General features: G+C 45.8%; 21 protein-coding genes. 8 read left to right on the forward strand and 13 right to left on the reverse strand.

The annotated features are described in order from the left end of the window. Positions 1-355: 355 nt before the first annotated feature. Positions 356-550, forward strand: coding sequence for a hypothetical protein (locus tag ACLGGO_RS16520; RefSeq protein ID WP_006098826.1), 195 nt, complete (start codon positions 356-358; stop codon positions 548-550). A 178-nt stretch (positions 551-728) separates the two neighbouring features. Here the strand turns inward: ACLGGO_RS16520 and ACLGGO_RS16525 are convergent, their stop codons facing one another. From ACLGGO_RS16525 to ACLGGO_RS16540, 4 genes are all read right to left on the reverse strand, one after another. After that, positions 729-1148, reverse strand: coding sequence for a hypothetical protein (locus ACLGGO_RS16525; RefSeq protein ID WP_446336919.1), 420 nt, complete (start codon positions 1146-1148; stop codon positions 729-731). Positions 1149-1151: 3 nt separating this feature from the next. Further along, on the reverse strand, positions 1152-1442 hold the full coding sequence (locus ACLGGO_RS16530) for a hypothetical protein (protein WP_446336918.1): 291 nt from the start codon (positions 1440-1442) through the stop codon (positions 1152-1154). Between the two features lie 160 nt (positions 1443-1602). After that, complete coding sequence (locus tag ACLGGO_RS16535) at positions 1603-2172, reverse strand: single-stranded DNA-binding protein (protein WP_446336917.1); 570 nt, start codon at positions 2170-2172, stop codon at positions 1603-1605. A 274-nt stretch (positions 2173-2446) separates the two neighbouring features. Further along, positions 2447-4987 carry a sugar phosphate nucleotidyltransferase gene (locus ACLGGO_RS16540; protein WP_446420117.1) on the reverse strand — a complete coding sequence of 847 codons (2541 nt, stop codon included), beginning with the start codon at positions 4985-4987 and terminating at the stop codon, positions 2447-2449. Positions 4988-5382: 395 nt separating this feature from the next. Here ACLGGO_RS16540 and ACLGGO_RS16545 point away from each other — a divergent pair, with 395 nt between their 5' ends. Together ACLGGO_RS16545 and ACLGGO_RS16550 are read left to right on the forward strand one after the other, a co-directional pair. Next, a complete protein-coding gene (locus tag ACLGGO_RS16545; RefSeq protein ID WP_446420118.1) occupies positions 5383-5577 on the forward strand; it encodes a hypothetical protein in 195 nt (64 codons plus the stop codon). A gap of 3 nt (positions 5578-5580) precedes the next feature. Beyond that, the gene (locus tag ACLGGO_RS16550) at positions 5581-6513 is read left to right on the forward strand and encodes a precorrin-6A/cobalt-precorrin-6A reductase (protein WP_446420119.1); all 933 of its coding nucleotides are present in this window, start codon (positions 5581-5583) and stop codon (positions 6511-6513) included. Between the two features lie 157 nt (positions 6514-6670). Here the strand turns inward: ACLGGO_RS16550 and ACLGGO_RS16555 are convergent, their stop codons facing one another. Then, positions 6671-9289 carry a CHAT domain-containing tetratricopeptide repeat protein gene (locus ACLGGO_RS16555; RefSeq protein ID WP_446420120.1) on the reverse strand — a complete coding sequence of 873 codons (2619 nt, stop codon included), beginning with the start codon at positions 9287-9289 and terminating at the stop codon, positions 6671-6673. A gap of 407 nt (positions 9290-9696) precedes the next feature. Here ACLGGO_RS16555 and ACLGGO_RS16560 point away from each other — a divergent pair, with 407 nt between their 5' ends. The 4 genes from ACLGGO_RS16560 (at position 9697) to ACLGGO_RS16575 (ending at position 14350) form a co-directional block, all read left to right on the forward strand. Next, positions 9697-9936: a hypothetical protein gene (locus ACLGGO_RS16560; RefSeq protein ID WP_446336910.1), complete on the forward strand. Its 240-nt coding sequence runs from the start codon at positions 9697-9699 to the stop codon at positions 9934-9936. Positions 9937-10067: 131 nt separating this feature from the next. Continuing rightward, complete coding sequence (locus ACLGGO_RS16565) at positions 10068-11414, forward strand: pentapeptide repeat-containing protein (protein ID WP_446420121.1); 1347 nt, start codon at positions 10068-10070, stop codon at positions 11412-11414. 206 nt (positions 11415-11620) lie between these two features. Next, entirely contained in the window at positions 11621-13132 is a 1512-nt protein-coding gene (gene crtD, locus ACLGGO_RS16570; protein WP_446420122.1) for a C-3',4' desaturase CrtD, read from the forward strand. Between the two features lie 273 nt (positions 13133-13405). Next, positions 13406-14350: an Hpt domain-containing protein gene (locus ACLGGO_RS16575; RefSeq protein WP_446420130.1), complete on the forward strand. Its 945-nt coding sequence runs from the start codon at positions 13406-13408 to the stop codon at positions 14348-14350. Positions 14351-14546: 196 nt separating this feature from the next. Here the strand turns inward: ACLGGO_RS16575 and ACLGGO_RS16580 are convergent, their stop codons facing one another. From ACLGGO_RS16580 to ACLGGO_RS16610, 7 genes are all read right to left on the reverse strand, one after another. After that, positions 14547-14834: a type II toxin-antitoxin system RelE/ParE family toxin gene (locus ACLGGO_RS16580; RefSeq protein WP_446420131.1), complete on the reverse strand. Its 288-nt coding sequence runs from the start codon at positions 14832-14834 to the stop codon at positions 14547-14549. Between the two features lie 46 nt (positions 14835-14880). After that, positions 14881-15171, reverse strand: coding sequence for a type II toxin-antitoxin system Phd/YefM family antitoxin (locus ACLGGO_RS16585; protein ID WP_446420123.1), 291 nt, complete (start codon positions 15169-15171; stop codon positions 14881-14883). Positions 15172-15406: 235 nt separating this feature from the next. Continuing rightward, entirely contained in the window at positions 15407-15577 is a 171-nt protein-coding gene (locus ACLGGO_RS16590) for a hypothetical protein (protein WP_446420124.1), read from the reverse strand. A 4-nt stretch (positions 15578-15581) separates the two neighbouring features. Continuing rightward, complete coding sequence (locus ACLGGO_RS16595) at positions 15582-15929, reverse strand: DUF5615 family PIN-like protein (protein WP_446420125.1); 348 nt, start codon at positions 15927-15929, stop codon at positions 15582-15584. Further along, a complete protein-coding gene (locus ACLGGO_RS16600; RefSeq protein WP_446420126.1) occupies positions 15929-16243 on the reverse strand; it encodes a DUF433 domain-containing protein in 315 nt (104 codons plus the stop codon). The genes ACLGGO_RS16595 and ACLGGO_RS16600 overlap by 1 nt, the downstream gene beginning before the upstream one ends. A 760-nt stretch (positions 16244-17003) precedes the next feature. Further along, positions 17004-17264: a DUF5615 family PIN-like protein gene (locus ACLGGO_RS16605; protein WP_446420127.1), complete on the reverse strand. Its 261-nt coding sequence runs from the start codon at positions 17262-17264 to the stop codon at positions 17004-17006. Continuing rightward, a complete protein-coding gene (locus ACLGGO_RS16610) occupies positions 17261-17617 on the reverse strand; it encodes a DUF433 domain-containing protein (RefSeq protein ID WP_446420128.1) in 357 nt (118 codons plus the stop codon). Before ACLGGO_RS16610 ends, ACLGGO_RS16605 begins: the two co-directional genes overlap by 4 nt. A 69-nt stretch (positions 17618-17686) precedes the next feature. Here ACLGGO_RS16610 and ACLGGO_RS16615 point away from each other — a divergent pair, with 69 nt between their 5' ends. Continuing rightward, positions 17687-18061, forward strand: coding sequence for a hypothetical protein (locus tag ACLGGO_RS16615; RefSeq protein WP_446420129.1), 375 nt, complete (start codon positions 17687-17689; stop codon positions 18059-18061). Between the two features lie 396 nt (positions 18062-18457). On the opposite strand, the gene ACLGGO_RS16620 is transcribed toward ACLGGO_RS16615, so the two are convergent. Continuing rightward, positions 18458-18865: an eCIS core domain-containing protein gene (locus ACLGGO_RS16620; protein ID WP_446420132.1), complete on the reverse strand. Its 408-nt coding sequence runs from the start codon at positions 18863-18865 to the stop codon at positions 18458-18460. Between the last annotated feature and the right edge of the window lie 1051 nt (positions 18866-19916).

A 19916-nucleotide genomic window follows, 5' to 3' on the forward strand; every position in this document is an offset into this window, starting at 1 on the left:
TATCCTTAACACCAGTTGTTTTACTATTTATAGTTAGGAACTTATCTGTGGCATCTTCCTTTAGATATAGAATAAAACTAATTTCTTTGACTATATTACAATTTTTTAACAATTGTCAAGAAATTAAATATGTTATTCTCTTAGCCGGAGAGGGCTTACCTGCGATAGACTGTCGGCAGGGATGGTTTTTCGTCTTTTGGGGCAAGGTGTCTACCGAGTTATCAAGGAAATTAATAAAACTATTTTCGCTAAAAAAACAGTGATATAGATCACTAAATAAATTGATTAAAATCACGTTCTAGGCTAGTAATTCCCCAGAGAATTGATCTAGTATGGAATTCTGTGCAATAAGAGAGTGAAAACCACCTACGTTATCCGCCATTTGGTTGAAAGAGCGCTTTATATCAGGCAACTAACTCCTGATATAGAGAATGAAATTAACTACGAATTAACTCGCTTAGGATATATTTCCGATGCCGATTACGAAGCCCTTGAATTATTAATGGCTGAGATGGATGCGGGTAGAATCCGCTTAGTTCCCAGTGTTTAGAGAGTCACCTTAATCATCACCAGCGAGACAGGAAATGAAAAAAGGGTCAATGCAACGACTAAGTATTTTTTCATTGCCTTATGCCTTATGCCTTATGCCTTATGCCTTATCCTATACTGAGTCCTGACTAATGCTCTAGGCAAAATATAAGCCATAATTCAAGGAAATCTTATGACCCTTATAGAGTGGATTTCAGGGATGATTCAAACTCCTGGGAATAGGTTTGCCAAACTTCAGCAATAAAATCAGCAAGTTGATGGCGAGTATCAGAATTATCTTTCGGGTGGTGATGCAAGTCTTCAAGTTGCGCTAATAGAGGAATTACCTCCGTATCCCAAACAAGTCGTAAAAACTTTGTGGGCCAAAGTATGTCAGGTCCTTGACGCAAATCATACAATCTGAGAGATTGGGGTGTAACTTGGGTTATGTCTTCATTCTCAATTGGGGTGACGGCTAGCATCAAAGGGCGCAACCAACAAATCTGCCGCCATTCAACGACTTCTATCACTTCAGCATATAAATGGCGCGTTGCGTGTTCTAAACAAACAATCTGGTGAGGCTGAAAATTAATATGCTTGAGTGAGGAAATTGTAACCATTAGCTAATTCAGTGTAATGCTCTGATTGGTTGCACAATAGTCTCGACAATTAATCGCTTGTTCCGAATTGGCAACAGAGGGATGAATTGTACATTTGAGACGATAATCGTTGGTAAAAAATTGACAGTGACTACAAGGGATTTGATGCATGCGCTTGGCATTTGCTACACCGTCTTTAATCGTCAACCCGACTGTCATTAGGCTCAGGATTACTATTACCCAGGCTAGGCAAAAGCACAGGGGGATAAGAATGGGCTGAATCGCCTGAATTAGGGGGTAGAGAACTTGAAACACAATCTCTCCTGTCTGACAAACCAAGTAACATTATTATTAAAACTAATCTGAATGATTAGTTTCGGAAATTATACCAAATTTTGCCAGATCACGAGTACCGCAACCTGGGCAGTTAAAATTAACATCCTCCCCGGCGTAAACCCATGGGGATTCCTAGCAGTTAAAAAGGAATATCATCTAAATCTTTCTGAGTATCGGGAACCGAGGGAAAGTTTGGCTCTTTGGTTGGTTCGTAAGTCGGCTGATCAATTGGCGATGGGTAATCATATTCCTGATCTCTCGGTGCAGATACAGGTGCAGGGCTGCTATTAGGGGCAGGGCGCGATCGCATGGGAACAACATTCTCTGATTTCTTGGGTAATGATGGGATTGTCGTCGCCTGCATCGTTGGGGAAGCGGTAGCCGTTTGTAGCCCCATTTCTGTATCGGCACCCACTTTATGAACTCGATAGGTGGTTAATTCAGCCCGTTTTTCTTTAAATCCTTCGGGGCGCTCAATTGTATTCATACTCAAACGCCCTTCCAGTACTACAAGATCACCAACCCCATAGTTTTCCTTGATTTCTTGAGCCAAATTGCCCCAACCAACCACTTTGAGGGTTGCGGGTGGATCTTCGGAGCGCACACTGGGAAACTGCACCAGCATTTGGGCAATAGGGGTTTGATTATCCGAGGTGTAACGCAGTTCTGGATCTTGAATGATTTGTGCCATCAAGACGCAGCTATTCATCGTTAATATCTCCTAGGGCTTTGAGTAATCGGTCTAGTCACTGATTGACCATGAGTGCTAGTTGAGTAGGGCTTATGTTTGGGACGATTGGTCGTTTAAAAAACCATATTCCCCCATTTTATCATTCAGCAGACTTATGTTGACCATTTTAAAAAGGAGTCCGATAAGTTAACGTCCTCCTTATTTAATTTAGAACAAAAGTACTATATTGTCAGCAGGAAGGAGCAAGCCCTGACTGTAGAGACGTAGCATGCTACGTCTGGAACACCTCATCTTAGACAGCCGATTCAGCTTTGGGCAGTTCTAGCCCTTGCTGTTGTTCAATGAACTCTTGCACATAAGTGCGATATTTTCTCAGATTTGCATCAACCCAATCTCGGTCATCGCTGTTGGCAAAGACATGGACTAGGGTTTCTCCAGCATCCGGCAAAATCAACACCCAACTGTCTGTGTACCGATCCACTATTTTAACCCCATCAATGAGTTCTAAGTCCTCATTGGCATGGGTTTCGACTAAGTGGCGCATTAATGCCCCTTTCACCGTCCAAGGACAGCGCATGGTATAAGTTTTATGGCAAACCCGAGGCAATTCACTGCGAATCTGACCCAGCGAGCGCTCTTGAATCGTCAACATCTCAATCAACTTGGCGATGCAGAACATGGCATCAAAACCGGGATGGAGTTGAGGAAAAATAAAGCCCATTTCCTCAGAACCACCCAATATCACATTAGGATTAGTTTGAGACGCTTCCATCAACGCCGCCGGATTGGCTTTGGTGCGAATCACTCGACCATCATGACGACGGGCGATTTGTTCCACAGCACCGGAGGTATGAACCGGAACTACCACAGCACTGCGAGGATGAGCCGTCAGCATCACGCTAACCATCAGCGCAGTCAAGGTTTCCCCCCGCACGGGCATTCCGGATTCATCCACCAAGATAAGTTGTTCACCATTAGCGGACACCTGCACGCCAAAATTGGCTTTTAGGGCTTCAACCACTTGACCGAGTTGGGTGAGCAATCCTTCTCGTTCAGCGGCGGACATAGACATTTGATTTAAGCTGGCATTCAAGACAACTGCATCACAGCCAAATTTCGCCAACAAGACAGGAAGAACCGCCCCAGAAACCGCATAAGCATAATCAATTACTAATTTCGCGCCACTATTGTGAATCGCTTGCACATTTAAATGTCGCTCAAAGCCAACGCTATAGAGATCGAGTAACTGGCTGGGGTAGTTGACATTGCCAATTTCCGGAATCGGGGATCGGCGGAAGTCCTCTTTGAAGTAAGCCCCTTCAATTTTCTTCTCTTTGGCTTTGGAGATATTGATTCCGTGGGAATCAAAAATCTCAATCAGAATATAGTCGGGGCGATCAGGGTGTACCCGGACGTGAATCCCACCGATAACGGCTAGGGTAGGTACAACCAGACGAGCAATCGGGATGGCTGTGGCTTCCAAGTTCTGGACGTGAACCCCCACCGACATCAAGCCAGCAATTAGCGATCGCGATACCATGCGAGAGATACTCCGCTGGTCACGAGAGACGGTGACTTGAGAGCCTGGTTTTAAGGTCGATCCATAAGCCGCACCCAATTTGACGGCAAACTCTGGCGTAATATCAACATTAGCTAAGCCTTGAACGCCGCGCTGACCAAAAAGATTCCGCTGCGCTGTATTTCCCCAAATCAGGTTCATGTTTAAAATGGCACCTGATTCAATTTTCTTACTGGGCCAAACCCGCACGCTGGGGCTAATTTGTGCTTCTTCTCCCACCGTTGATAGAGATCCGACAACCGCACCTTCTAAGACATGGGCGCGACGATCCACCCTTGTTCCTCGGGCAATGACACAAGCCCGCAGATGGACTTCATCGCCAATAATCGAACCATTCCATAGAATTGGACGCTTCAGGTCAGCGTAAGCACCAACGGTAACATTATCTCCAATTATTGTTCCTGCCTCAATATTTACCCCTGGACCAATGCGACAATTACTGCCAATCAGGGCTGGGGTTTCTATTTTAGCCGTCGCGTCAATGGAGGTATTTTGTCCCACCCATAGTCCTGGTTTGTGTTGTTCGTAGGCAAAGTCAATCTCTACTTTTTGATGCAAGGCGTCGTACTGGGATTCGCGGTAAGCATCCAGGTGTCCCACATCACACCAGTATCCATCCGCGACAAAGCCATACATCGGTTCCCCTTTTTCTAGGAGTAGGGGAAACAGGTCTTTAGAAAAGTCAGATTCTGTGCTTTCTGGCAGGTAATCTAAGACAGAGGGTTCTAAGATGTAAGTGCCGGTGTTTACTGTATCTGAGAAAATCTCACTGGTTGAGGGTTTTTCTAAGAAGCGGCGAATCCGCATGTTCTCATCGGTAATCACCACACCAAATTCCACGGGATTGGGGACGCGGTACAGGACAATCGTGGCTTTAGAGTGACGGCTTTTGTGGAATTCAATGGCAGCTTTTAAATCAAAGTCCGTGATACTGTCACCACTGATGACAATGAAGGTATCATCAAGTAATTCGGCAATGTTTTTCACGCAACCGGCAGTACCGAGGGGTTGGTCTTCTTCCACGGCATAGGTCATTTGCACGCCAAAGTCACTGCCATCTTGGAAATAATCCCGCATCACATCGGGGAGGTAGTACAGTGTAGCAATGACTTCTGTGATGTTATGTCGTTTGAGTAGGTTGATAATGTGTTCGGCGATCGGTCGATTGAGTATCGGCACCATGGGTTTGGGAAGATCACAGGTTAGCGGTCTCAGACGTGTTCCCGAACCGCCTGCCATCAGCACTGCTCGCATAAGTCCTCCTAAAAATTTTTGTGATTTACGGTGTTTGAACCGTAGATGTCCCTACCTATTGTCTCTTTTTACAGTTTCTGATAAGAAAAAGTGAGCTAGCAAGATTCTCCAAAGGGTAATGCTACAACTGAAATACATAGATAGACTAGAACTGAGTTTATGCTACTTTGACTTTGATCCCGGATCAATTCTACCTACGACTGAACCTTGCCGCCCAAAGGCTGAAAGTTTGATACTTCAATTGATTCAATGATTTGTATTCCTCCAAAGGGAACCTGAGACGTTTTCGGGGAGTTGGTCTAAAATGGGTGAATAAGCAGGCTCGCTTTTGTTCGGCTGAGGCTTTAGGGTCAGTGTGAAAAAGTCCCTGATTCGGTTTCTAGGGGGTTAAGTGCATGAAAGTATTAGTTCTGTTTCTCGTTTTGGGGGTTTATGGCTACGGCGTTTGGAAGTTATGGACGGGGTTCAATCGGACGAACTTCTCCCGTAGCTTGCCTAACCGGATGTATTTGTCTCTGTTGTGGCCCGTTTTGATTGTGGCAAATAAGTCTTATCGGAAAAACTTTACCAAAGCGCTGAAAGGTCGGTAGGTTTTGCCAGAGAGTCAAAGGCGTCTGTGGTTGATTGGTGGGACAAGTGAGAGTGTGCAGTTAGCGGAGGCGATCGCGTCTGTAGGTTTTCCTTGTCTGGTTACGGTGACAACAGTTGACGCCAAGTCACTTTATCCTCAAACGCCCAGCTTACAGGTACAAGTGGGGCGTTTGGATGGGAAGCAAATTAAGCAGCTTTGGCAACAGCAGCATATTACAGCCATAGTCGATGCATCTCATCCTTATGCGGTGGAAATTTCCCGAAACGCGATCGCGACAGCACAATGTTTCCAAATTCCCTACCTGCGCTTTGAACGTCCTACTGTTAAAGGAGATGGGAGAGATGAGGGCGGGTTTAGTCACATCAGGGTGACAACAAACGATAATCGTGAAACCCACCCCTACACATCGCTCAGGGCGGGTTTTGAGAAAACGTTATCATCAACAGCTTGCGCGAATTCCCTAAACCCACCCCTACAGACGAATAATGAACCGTCTGTGATTACCTTAGACAGCTTTGAAACGTTGGTGGCGGGTGAGTATTTGAACCAGCAACGGGTACTGTTGACAGTGGGTTGTAAAGTTTTATCCTTATTTCAAGACGGGCAAGGGCGATCAACTCTATTTGCCCGGATTCTTCCAGCGGTTACGTCTTTAGAGGCGGCTATCGCAGCCGGATTTAGTCGCGATCGCATTATAGCGCTACGCCCCCCCATACCCTTTGAATTAGAAATCGCACTCTGGCGTCACTGGGATATTTCACTGGTAGTCACTAAGGCGTCTGGGGTAGCCGGGGGAGAGGTGACGAAGCGACAAGTGGCGGCGCAGTTAGGAATTCCATTAATTGTCATTGATCGTCCGGTGGTAGAGTATCCACAGCAAACCAGTGATATCGCTGTGGCGTTAGAGTTTTGCCAGAGATATTTAACAACCTGATGATTCTGTCTGATTTCCTCCATATCTATCCGTAGGGTATGATACATGATGAATAAGCTGTCGTGCATTTAAGTTGGGTATTAGTAGCGAGCAAGATGCTCGCACTACAAGGATGAGAGCCATTATTGACATTAAGGTTGCAATGGCGAACGGCTTATCAACGCTCCATCGGTGTCCAATTCCCCGATGGAATAAACGCCGCCCAATAATAGGGATGCTGATACTCTCCACTTTTTAACATCTCTAACTGCGTCTGACGCAACGCCTCACTTCGCCCCTGATTTTCCCTTAATTTCTGATAATACTTCACCATTAAATCCTTCGTCGCACTATCGGAAACCTTCCATAAACTCATCACCTGACTCTCCGCCCCCGCTAAGACTAACGCCCGCCGTAATCCATAGATTCCTTCTCCTGCATTAATATTTCCTAATCCTGTATCACAAGCGGATAACACCACTAACTTCGTTCCGACTAAATCTAAGGCTGAGACTTCCTGCGCCGTGAGAATCCCATCCTCTCCGCCACTGTCACCGCCTACCCGAAATCCGGCTAAGACTAATCCGGATAGGAGTAAGGGGTTATTATTAATTGTTTCATCTCCAGTTTGCGATTGGGGATTGGTTTCAAAGAAGCCGTGAGTGGCAATATGTAAAATAGAGGGACTATCTACCTGTTTGACCGCCCGTTCTGTTGCCAACTCCCCCGTGAGTGGGGTAATATTTAATAATTGACCAATTGCTTCAGCTTCTTGGGCGGTTCCGGGGAGAGGCGCAAAGGTTCTTTGGGCTAAATCGATAAAGCGATTTTCGGCAACTAATTCACCCGGACGCTGAAAATAGGGGTCAGCAATGAGTACGGGATTATCGTGACTGGGAGAGGGGTTTTGTAGTCGCAATAAGTCCCGTCCAGAGGTAAGATAAGTAAAGGAATAGGTTTCCACTAAATAGCGGTTACTTTCATCAACCAAAGCTTCAAAGGGAATCAAGCTGAGAGCGCCATCGGGAGCAATTAGGATATGGCGAGAATTGCCAATCTTTTCTCGAATCGGTGCCATGATTAGCTTATCTAATTCACGAGCATTTTGTTGAATTAGGGGAATTGGAATTTGAGTACCGTTTTGGAACAGTTGACGAAAATCAGCTATTTTTTTCTCAATAGTATCGGCTGCACCTAAATCAATCGCTTCCGGTTCTCCTGTGGATGAGAAAATGTAAGCTGCATAACGAGGTTCATCATAACTTTGGTCACTGAGATTGACAGGTTCGTAGCGTACCAGTTCCACTAATACCGCATCTTCGGGGATTAAGGGTTGAATACTTTCGATAGTGACGGGTTTCGATTCAATCCGGAATTGTTCACTTTGGCGAGAGAGTTGATTTTCCAATTGTTGCACTCGTTGTTCTATCGATGCGAGTTGAGTGCGGTATTCATCTAGAGGTAAGGTTATCTCATTGTCTGATGTCTTATAAATCAGATTAGCCAGTTGACTATAAGCCTCAGACAGTTCATCTAACAGCGCTTGGTTTTCTGGGGTAATATTTTGGCGCAGGCGTTGCAGGCTATTAGTGGATACATCTAAAATGCGTCCTTTGCGTCGGAAGATGGTGGTTAAGGCTAAGTTAGCGGCTTCGGGGTGATTGGGAGCATGATGGAGATGGAAGGAAGGAGCAAATTGGGTACTCCAAAACAGGGTTTGTAAGTAATCCCGTTTCTGGCGTTCAAAGCCAGAGGCGAGGTTGTAGGCGAGGTTGTATTCTTCGACGTTTAATCCTTGTTGGAGGAAGGTGAGGGTATTGTCGATATCCTTGAGATTGGCGTAGAGTACTGCCAGATTATTCAGGGAGGTGGCTACATCAGGATGTTCCTCTCCCAAGAGGCGTTTATACATCTCTAAGGCTTGGCGATAGAGGGGTTCGGCTTCAGAGTAGCGTCCTTGATTTTGGTACAATAGAGCCAGATTATGCAGGGAGTTTGCCACATCAGGATGTTCCTCTCCTAGGAGGCGTTTTCTCATCTCTAAAGCTTGGAGATAGAGAGGTTCAGCTTCACTGTAGCGTCCTTGACTTTGGTACAATAGAGCCAGATTATTCAGGGAGGTTGCTACAGAAGGATGTTCCTCTCCCAGGAGACGTTTTCTCATCTCTAAAGCTTGGCGATAGAGGGGTTCGGCATCACTGTAGCGTCCTTGACTAGAGTACAAATTTGCCAGATTATTCAGGGAGATTGCCACATCAGGATGTTCCTCTCCCAGGAGGCGTTTAAGCATCTGTAAAGCTTGGCGAAACAGGGGTTCGGCATCACTGTAGCGTCCTTGACTATCGTACAATGCTGCCAGATTATGCAGGGAGGCTGCCACATCAGGATGTTCCTCTCCCAGGAGGCGTTTATACATCTCTAAGGCTTGGCGATAGAAGGGTTCGGCTTCAGAGTAGCGTCCTTGATTTTGGTATAAAAGTCCTAAATAATTCAAACTATAGGAAATATCCAGATGGTCTTCTCCATGCACGTTCTGATAAAGCCTCAGCATCCGTTCAGCTAAGGGAATCGCTTCGTTATATTTCCCTTGATCATAAAGTTGTTCAACTTGCTCAAAGAGTTGGTCAGCTTCAGCTAAGTCATCGGTGAAGTTAGCAATGAGGGATTCAGGATGGGGGAGGGAAGACGGAGGCGGTGATTGACTCAGGGCGATTTGGGGTAGGGATAGGGATAATCCCGCTAGGGATAAGCCTGTAATGAGTAGGAGTGTGGGGGGATTTTGCCAAGTTGTCTTCATGGTTGTTTCCTTTCCCAGGTTGAATGACCCAATGATTGCTTTAGTATATCCCTGGAGGGATGGGTTAAGTAGGTGGATACAATTAAAGTTAACGGTTGAGATTAGGCAACAGGCAATAGTGATGAAGTGCTATCCGCCTATTGAATAAAGGGCGCAGGTCGCGTCATCCGTGTCAACTTAAAAGTTTGTATAACTAGCGATCAAAGTTTAGATCCCCCTAAATCCCCCATGGAATAAAAAGCTCTCGCATCCTCTGGCTTCCCCCATGGAACAAAAAGCTCTCGCAACATCTGGTCTCCCCCTTTTTAAGGGGGACGGAAGGGGGATCTATAAGGGGGACGGAAGGGGGATCTCTTATTAAGTAAGTAAGGTTTTCAGCCTTAAGTTGACACCAATGCACGGAGCGTGTGCCCCTACGGATAAATATTGGGGAAATATGGGATAATTATCAAGTGCGATCGCGTATTGAATTAAGGGGTAAGGTGGGCAATGCCCACCCTACTAATTGGATGTTTAGGGATACTCGTTTAATCCCATCCAGTTTGACCCTAAATTCCCTTGGGGGTATGGGATATATCGAACAGGATTATAAAGTGCGATCGCGCATTACTTACTTTTTCCATCATTTTCAGTTAGCTCTCTTCTGACTTGAGCTTTCAGCCTTGGGTTTAAACCCAAGGTGAGTTAATGCTCCCCTAAACACGGCGCTGGAGAGCTATCAAGCCGATCTTGAGTGTCTATTGCTATAGTAAATACCTCTCTCTACACTAAATTTTCTATGCGTTTATCCATGATTAAAACCCTCGGTATAGCCACAAGCTTAACCAATATTGCCCTATTTATCCTGCTGTGTCTGTGCAATTCCGTACAAGCTGCCAAGGATCAAGATGTGGAAAAGCTATTAGATGAAGGAGAATGTCCAACCTGTAATCTGCAGGAGGTACGTTTGAGGAGGCGGAATCTCAGAGGGTTTAACCTTGAAGGCGCTAACTTAGTCGAAGCAGATTTAAGGGAAGCAGATTTACAAGAAGCCCGACTTTCGGGGGCAAATTTAGAGGATGCGGATCTTAGGAACGCTAAACTCGCTAACGCTAATTTATTTCGTGCCAAACTCCTTAAAGTTGATCTACAAGAAGCAAATTTAGAAGCGGCTAATCTCCAAAATGCGAATTTACAGTTTGCCGATTTGCGGAAAGCTAACCTGATGAATGCTTCATTACAGAATGCCAATCTGACTCGTGCCAATTTACAGGAAACGGATTTAAGACATGCTAAATTAGCCAATGCGTCTCTAGAAGGGGCCAATCTCAGTGACGCTAATTTAGAGGGAACTTCTTTAAGAGGGGTAAACCTCAAAGGCGCTAATTTAGAGAATACCAAGTTGTTTCGCACCGATTTAAGAGGAACCCAATTTAATAGTCAAACTATCCTGGATGACAAATGGTTATTTGTTTGGGAGTTAGTTAATCAAGGAATTGCCGGACAAGCCTTAGCGGGGGCGGATTTGTCCGGTGCGAATTTAGAAGGGTTGAATCTGGAAAATGCGAATTTAGAAAATTCCAATTTATCCGAAGCCTATTTATTTATCATTAATTTACGGGGTGCTAATCTTCAAGGCACTCAGTTAACTAATACTGAATTGCGCTATGCTGACCTGAGCAATGCTAATTTAACTAATGCCAACTTAAGAAATGCCGAACTGGGAAATGTTAATTTAGCCGGAGCCAATCTAGAAAATGCTAACCTGAGAACTGCCAAAATCAATGAAGAGACTACCCTTGATCCCAAATGGCGGCTGGTTTGGGAAATTGTCAATCAAGGGGCTGAGGAACGTCAATTGCGGGGGGCTAACTTATTTAATGCTGATTTAAGCGGAGCAAATTTCCGCAATGTGAATCTAAGCGGTGCTAGCCTGTATAATTCTGACCTTCGAGACACGAATTTTGCCGAAGCAACTTTGTTTCAAGCCGATTTAAGTAACGCTAATTTAGCGGGGGCAAATTTGGAGAAGGCGAATCTACAAGAGGCGAACCTGAGAGGCGCTAATCTAGAGGGGGCAAATCTTAGCCAAGCCAACCTCTGTGATGCCATTATGCCCGATGGGACACAACAGACTTGTGAATAGAACAGGGAACAGGAAACAGTACATTTAGACTGGGGCGAGTCGAGACAGGTTAATTGCGAGACCTTCATATTTAAGCAGCGACTCGCCCCTACTAACGCCGATAATCTCAATTTAGCAATAGGCGAAAAGCAGACACCATAAATTTTACAGCCTTGTGCCTTGTGCCTTTTAGATTAAAATATATTAAGTAATGTAAAGCCATAATCATGACCAGCGTTTTTACCGGAAAAACCCATCGCGTCGTTGTCATTGGTGCAGGAATTGGGGGTCTAACGGCTGGTGCACTCCTTGCCCGTCGGGGTTACTCGGTGTTAGTCCTCGACCAAGGGTTTGTTCCTGGCGGATGTGCCTCCACATTTAAGCGTCGCGGCTTTACCTTTGATGTGGGGGCGACGCAAGTGGCAGGTTTAGAACCGGGTGGTATTCATCAGCGAATTTTTGAGGAGTTAGAAATTGATTTACCCGCCGCGACTCCCTGTGACCCCGGTTGTGCTGTATTTCTCCCTGGCGAAACCGAACCGATTAACGTGTGGCGCGACTCAGAAAAATGGGCAAAGGAACGGAAACGACAATTTCCGGGGAGTGAACCCTTCTGGCAACTGATGAGTACTCTATTCAATGCCAGTTGGAGATTTCAATCCCGTGATCCCGTATTACCCCCACGAAATCTCTGGGATTTGTGGCAATTAACCTCGGCGGTGCGTCCAGATACGTTGATTACGCTACCGTTTACGTTTATGACGGTGGGAGATGCATTGCGGGGCTATCGACTCTATGACAATCAGCGTTTGAGAACCTTTCTGGATTTACAGCTAAAGCTTTATTCCCAAGTCAATGCCGATGACACCGCTTTACTCTATGCTGCAACTGCCCTCGGCGTTTCCCAAGCCCCCCAAGGACTGTTTCACCTCAAAGGGAGTATGCAGGTGTTGAGCGATCGCCTAGTTGCCGCGTTGGAGAAATGGGGTGGTAAACTGCTGATGCGCCATACCGTGGAACAGATTCAGGTTTGTGAGGGCAAGGTTATGGGCGTAACGGTGAGAAATCAAAAAACTGGGCAAGTTTGGACAGAATCCGCCGATGAAGTGGTGGCAAATGTCACCGCACAAAACTTGGTCAAGTTACTGGGAAACCAAGCGCCCAAGGGTTATCAGTATCGCGTCGATAAATTACCAAAAGCATCGGGTGCCTTTGTCATTTATCTGGGTGTTGACCAAAGGTCTATTCCTGTAGGTTGTCCGCCTCACCTGCAATTTCTCTACGATTACGACGGTGAGATTGGTGAAAATAACTCCCTATTTGTCTCGGTGAGTCAACCTGGTGATGGTCGCGCCCCAGACGGCAAAGCCACGATTATTGCCTCCTCGTTCACCGATACTCGGATGTGGTGGCAAGGTTCTAAGGAGGATTATGACCACTTCAAACAAAACTATACCCAAGAGGCGATCGCACGGCTAGGTCAGTACTTTGACTTAACCCCTGAAACCATTATCCACCAAGAAACTGCAACACCCCGAACCTTTGCTTATTACACTGGACGCCATCAAGGAATCGTCGGCGGGATTGGTCAGCGAGTTCCGACATTCGGTCCGTTTGGTTTTGCCACTCGCACCCCCATCAATCACTTATGGTTAGTGGGAGATTCCACCCATCCCGGTGAAGGCACGGCTGGAGTTAGCTACTCAGCGCTTACGGCTGTGCGGCAAATTCAAGGGTGATGGGTCATTCGTTTATGTCATTCGTCATTAGACAGGGAATTCAAGAGCAGCTTCTGGTTCTATGTCATTGGGGAACAGAGAATATCCTCCCTTACCCTTGTGCCTCCTGATCCCTAAATTCAGAAAGATTCTTTAGCTGGTTTCAGGTACTCTAAAGAAAGAGTTTAACAGAATTGGGGTTTTTTCTTTGTTGGCTGCGTATAACTATTGGTATTATTTGGTTGGGTTGTAGGTCTTGTATATACATAGTTGTTTGGATTAGGGAAAACTGCCGTGGATGGGGGGAATCAGCAACGAATCTTAGGTTATTTCATCGAAGAGGCGAAAGAACACCTAGACACTCTCGAACAAGGGTTATTGAATGTGCAGCAGACTGCCCAAGACCCAGAGATGGTTAATGAGATGTTTCGTGCGGCGCATTCGGTCAAAGGGGGGGCGGCGATGCTTGGCTTTAGCAGTCTGCAAAAAGTTGCCCACCGCTTAGAGGATTGTTTGAAGATTCTCAAAGAACATCCAGTTAAGCTTGACCGTCATGTCGAGAGTTTATTCTTACAAGGCTACGACACTCTCAAAGACCTCATCGAACAACTCCAAGGACCCTTTGGTCTGCGGGATGATGAAGCCGATAAAATGGTGAAAGCCGCCGAACCGACGTTCAAGGAATTGCAGGCGTACCTGGAACGGTTAGTTGGTGGTGGTGAACCAAAAACTGCCGCCCCAGCACAACCAGCAAGGGGTGGAGCCAAAGCGGCGGGTCAAGCACCTGGAAACTTTTCTGCTCAGGTGACAGGTATCCTCAAGCAAATGTTGCAGCTATTCAAACAATCAGAAACACCCGCCAATCGTCAAAAGCTGCAAGAGCATTGCCATAAGCTAGCGAAACTCGCCCAAACGGTTGAACCGTGGCAACTTTTGGTGAAAAATGCTTCTGATGCGATCGCAAATTCGCAAAATTCGTTCCACTCTCTAGCACCTATCATTATTAAAGAACTCAAACAAGCTAGCGATCAAGTCCAACAAGGAAAAGAGAATGCTCTAAAGGCAAGTCCGGCGTTACAGAAATTGGCGAGAGCTACCCCCAACCAAGGCGGTGCTAAACAGATTACGATTACTGTAGAACCCAAAGAGGCGGCTCGCGCGATCGTCAAAGCCTTTGATAAACGCCAACTTACTCAACTGACTAAATTACTGGTTCAAGCCACTCGCACTTCTTCGTAGGTGATATCAAATGCTTCTTGCGCCCAATTATTGATATATTTGGCTTTATAGACGATCGCGATTGCCTTCGGCACAAGCGAAGCTTATCGCACTCATAACCAAATCCATGCGATCGCGTCTTTTTTCTGATATACTTTTACCTTATGAAAATGTGTCCGCCTGTAGGGGCGCACGGATGGTGCACCCTTTATCAATATCAATCCTCCTCATCACCAAGCAATTGCGACAAATCTTGCAATCGCTCTTGGGCAGCACGAAGGACTCGATGGATTTGCACGATATCCTGGCTATCTGGGGCGTTACCTGTAACCACTGTAAATAGAATTCGATATTGATTTTTATAGAGCAATTGTCGCACAGGTCGATTTAGGTATTGGCTTTCAATGGCAAGGGGGCAGCGATTTGGAAAGTTCTCTAGGGTTAGCATGATTTCGTAGCAGCCTCTAACCCACTGATGAGCTTGATCTACGGAATAGCCCTTCATCCAGAGAAAAATACCCTCGACATCCGCTATGGCAGTGGGTGAGATTTCAATCTGGTATGCTATACTTTTGACGTAATTGCACAAAGGCTTCGTCTAAGGGCATACCTTGATGCTGTTCAAATTCATCCAGGCTTTTGCGAATTCCGGCTAGGGATTCTAAGAGTTCGATGCGTTCTAGGAGGCGTTGGTAGCTTTCCGCGTCTTGGACGACGACGGCGGCTTTGCCGTTCACCGTTAACACGATGGGTGCCTGGGTGTCTTTGAGAGTGGTTAAAAACGCTTTGGCGCTTCGTTGAAAGTCGGATAGGGGATGAATATTGCGAAGGTTGAGAGACATGGCTACCGCCCAATCATACAGACGAATAGTTCTATGATAATTAGCTGAAAATTATTTGTCTATCGGTTTTGGGAATGTGCCTATAGTGATCCACGATCTGGCACGATTCCACCATGTAATATCGACGAGCGATCGCACTCAAACCAAATCCATGCGATCGCGTCTTTTTTCTGGTATACTTTTACCTTATGAAAATGTGTCCGCCTGTAGGGGCGCACGGATGGTGCGCCCTTTGTCAAACGTTGCGCCCAATTATTGTCATATTAAACTCAATATACGATCGCGAATCGCATCCCTTCTGCTCAACCCAATCACCACGCGATCGCACAATCTCTTTCCTCAACCTCACCCAAACGCGATCGCCTTCGGCACAAGGGAAGCTTATCGCACTATCTTCAAAAGCCACAATTTTACAGGGGAAGATATTGGACTCGGTTGCTACAATCTCCAGGTTCACAGGCTTTTGCAATTAATTCCAAATCTCGCACACAGTCTCCAATAGAAACGTTCCGCTGATGAGCATAAATAACGCCTGCAAAATTTATCCCCTCTACCTGACGCCGATGAGCTTCTGAAAGGAAGTCATCGTCTTGGGAGAAGATAACCCGCCCAAGTTCTGCGGCACGGTCTAGTAAAATTGGATCAGGGACTCCTGTGCGCTTGTCTTCTTGAGTAGTCAAAACATCTACGCCTCGTTGACGTAACCCAACTGTAATGGGTTTGGGGACTTGTTCATCCATATAAAGAGCGATACTCACTACAATAGCCCCTTTGCTCGCAATTTTTGGGCAATGGGAGATTCTCCTGCTTCCCGTCGGAGTTGTTCGGCAAATTGGTAACGTCGCTCGATATCGGCGTCAAGTTGCTGTTTATGATCCCAGTAATAGGCTAAGGCTGAATAAATTTTACTCAGGGAGACGTGAGGATAGTTGGTGTGTAGTTCTTCGGGAGTCCAGTGGTAAGCTTTAGCTGATGTGATCAGTTCCACAACTTTCATCGTGGTTCCGGCGATAATGGGAACATTGCGCTCATCAAGTTGAATGTATTTGTACTCGGTGGTGGTGAGTGCCATGGTTTTGTGTGCGGAGTGCGGTGATAATTGAGTCTTTTCTCATTTTATCTTTTGAGGGGGCCTGGGGGAGCTATAAGACCCACGCCATAATTTTTTATTTGGCGTTGGGATACACGCTCACTCCCCCATGTTAATTTTAGGGACATTGAATCCCTAAAATTAACAAATAAAATCGGATAGCTATTGTTAATAATGAAATGAAAATGGTATCATTTTTCTACCGAATAACTAACGGTTGCCTTGACTCAAACGAACACAGTACTTAGGTAAAAAGCTTCCAGTTCAATTGGTAGCAATGTACGCATGGGCTGTGCGGAAAGGAAACTGCCTGGGCAATCGGTCTGCCGGGGAATAAGTCATGAGGCTGTTCTAGGTAAGTGGTGCAACTCCGCATTTGGAAATAACCAGGAAAACCTTATCGTGAGGTAAGGAACCCCACACCAAATCATATATTATGGTGTGGGAGGATGTCACTTAATAGTCAAAGGCATTACGATCGCACTCTCTCCTTTCAACCTCACTCAAACAGCGATCGCACTATTTTTCTGGTATACTTTTAGAGTGGGAAAATGTGTCCGTCTGTAGATAAGGTTTCGGTTCTGTTGAATGACGTCCTGTCGGAGATGTTATGCTTTAAACCAAACGCGATCGCACCTTTTAAAGTAGCGGCATAAAGCTAATGCAGTCTTGGTATTCATCTTCCAAAGCTGCCTCCGCCACAATCATCAACTCCTCCATAATTTGTCCCATAGTCATATCATCAATTGAGAATGAATATCCCCGGTACATGACGACTTGCTGCCAGGTGTTCGGCTAAATGAACGGGCATTGTTTTCCGGTTATTCGTAATCAGAATAAATCTATTTTCTTCACACCAGCAGAGAATTTCTGAATCGGGAGTGCCTTTGGGGGGTGCATTGGGATCGCCAATCACCCATACTTGTAATTGATGATTACGTTTCAACATCTGTGTGCGATACACCAGGGGGATATGTTCATCCAGGAGATATTTAATCGTCATCCAGTAACCTCTACGTTTGAGGTTTCCGGTTGAGACGCTACTTGTTTTTTTGCCTGCAATTGCCGTAGCTTTTCAATAAAGGGTGGCGGATTTTTACGCTGTTGTTCTCGCTTATGATGACTCCATGCCAACCAATCGGCTAGATAAGCGCTCACGGTTTCTTGGTTGTGCAAGTAGTATAAAATAGTGGCATGAACCTGTTCGAGCGTTACTGTGCGATAACGGTCTGTTATGGCTTCGGGAGTTTGAGCGCGATGGATATATTGGTAGAGGATATGTTCAATGCCGATGCGCGTTCCTTTGAGGCGAATGTCATCAGGGGCTAAAAAATCAAAGTAGTCTTCTAATTGCATGAGTGTTCTCGGGTTTTAGGGGCTTTGTCGCTTATTCATGTTTTACCATTTAGAGGGGGTAGCAGGCGATTGGAAAAAAGGGATAGCTTAATTTTTGAGGCGAGATCGCACTCTCTCCCCTTCAAAATACCGCAAACGCGATCGCACATCACACCCCAATCCAATGACTACGCGATAGCATCCCTTCTATTCAACCCAATTAACACGCGAATCGCACTTTCTCCCTTCAACTTAACCCAAACAGCGATCGCACATCACACCCAAATATTATCACGCCCGCGATCGCATCCCTTCTCCCCATCTCCTTTTCCCGCCTCAATTAGAACGGCAAATGATAGTTATTCATTAATGCATATTGGGAAAATTCGGGGTCATCTTGCCAATGTGACGGATTTGCCCGAATATAATGGGGTGTATGAGGAGATTTCGCCGGGGATTTCCTAGAGCTGTCTTTTTTCTCCCTTGATGGGGGCGCTGTTGCTCATGCCCTGGAAAAATCAAATCCTTCTATGTAGTTGTTTTTTTCAGTTGTTCTTCTTCATCTTTAGGCTTGAACTCAAGATTCCTTCCTTGTTCTTCAAAGGTTTCGTATGCCCTCCTCTCCGGATACCTTTCGGCAAATTCTGATAATATACTTTTCCATCCTAATTCTCTGTATACTGCGTATATATCTATCTCGTTGATATTCCACTTTATACCTTTTTTCTCCTGGTTTTTTTGTACGCACTCGTTTCTTTAAAGGTTTTCGCTCCTGTACTTAATACATCTCCTGTCATATGCTGAAACATATGTATCCATTCCTCCAAAAACACAGGTAAAAACATCCCAGCTAATTGATTATCATTCTGAGGTGTATGCCAGTTTTTTGCTGTTGCTGTTGCCCATGTTTGACCAGTTTGTCAGCTTTTCTTTTATTCCTCCTTTTGTCCTATGGGTGCCTATGATCACCGCACGCTGGATTCGTGATGAAGTTACCGTAGCGAAATATTCCGGATATTGACGCTCTGTTTGCTGTAATCGCTGCACCGCGCCCCCATTCTGCTGCACAACATGAGTCAACTCATGCGCCAACAACTCCTGTCCCCCCCAACTTGACGGCTCATACGCCCCGGAGCGAAAGAAAATATCTTCCCCCGTCGTAAACGCCTTCGCCTGAATCGCCTGATTCAACTCATCCGAGGTAGCATCTGTGTGAACCTTCACACCACTAAAATCTGCTCCAAATACTTGTTCCATTGGCTTACGAATAGTTTCCTATGGTTTAGGTTTATCTGTCAGGATTCGCACAAGGCACCCAAGGCGTAAGCATCTGCGGCGCCCTTCACATCGGAAATCGAGCTTCGTGCAGCGCTGCGTTTGGCGAGATTCTTCGCTTCGCATTCGCTGCGCTCAGAATGACAAGGAATGGACGCTTATTCTTGCTCCCCTCTCTCCTGGTGGATACTGCTGGTCATTTAACCAGGGGGTTTGACCCCTCCCTAGCCCTTACTTTTTTCGTCTCGTATAGCAATCGCTATAGCGGTTAGAACGCATCATTGGTTAGAGACGTTGCATGCATAGAGACGTTGCATGCAACGTCTCTACATAATATGGGGGCAGAGGGACTTGAACCCTCACGACCTTTTACGGTCAACGGATTTTCATTCTCACTGTAGCTTTCGCTACTGCCTTAATCAGCACTTGAGAATTGGACTCTCCCTTTACCCTCGGCTTTACGTTAGGGTAGCTCCCGTCGAGTCTCTGCACCTTCCGATAAGTTTTGAATTTTGCCCCTTCGCTTCGCTCTAGGACATGGTGGGTGAATTTTGAGTTAGTTTGTTTTAACTCATAACTCAGCACACAACACTCAAAACTCTCTTATCGGCTTGGCTCAGGATTGCCCTATCTGTTTACAGACGTAGGTTTCCCTGAGTTTGAGAGCATCCACTTGACAGATTTCTCCATCAAGGCTCAATTTACTTAAGTCCGTAGCGTCTACCATTCCGCCACGCCCCCCTGTCGGGTTGTGCTTCGGTATTAAAGTTTACCTCAAAACCTCCGCACTTGTCTATTGGAACATTAAATGGGGCAGATTGGCAACTAGAAAATCTGAGGAACCCGGACAAGGTAAGATAGTAAGGGCGATAAAGGAGGCTTAGGGTAGCCTGACACTGGGCTATTCAACTCTTGATTCTCCGATCGCCTATATTTGAGAGACCTGTTGCCGCTATAAGACAGACCATCGTCAGGAACCTCAGCCTAAAGGCATGAGGCTTGAAAGAGAAATCTAACAAGCCATTCTGACCAGCTTAAGTCTTAA

The sequence above is a fragment of the Coleofasciculus sp. genome (assembly GCF_046565525.1).
Classification (GTDB): domain Bacteria; phylum Cyanobacteriota; class Cyanobacteriia; order Cyanobacteriales; family Coleofasciculaceae; genus Coleofasciculus.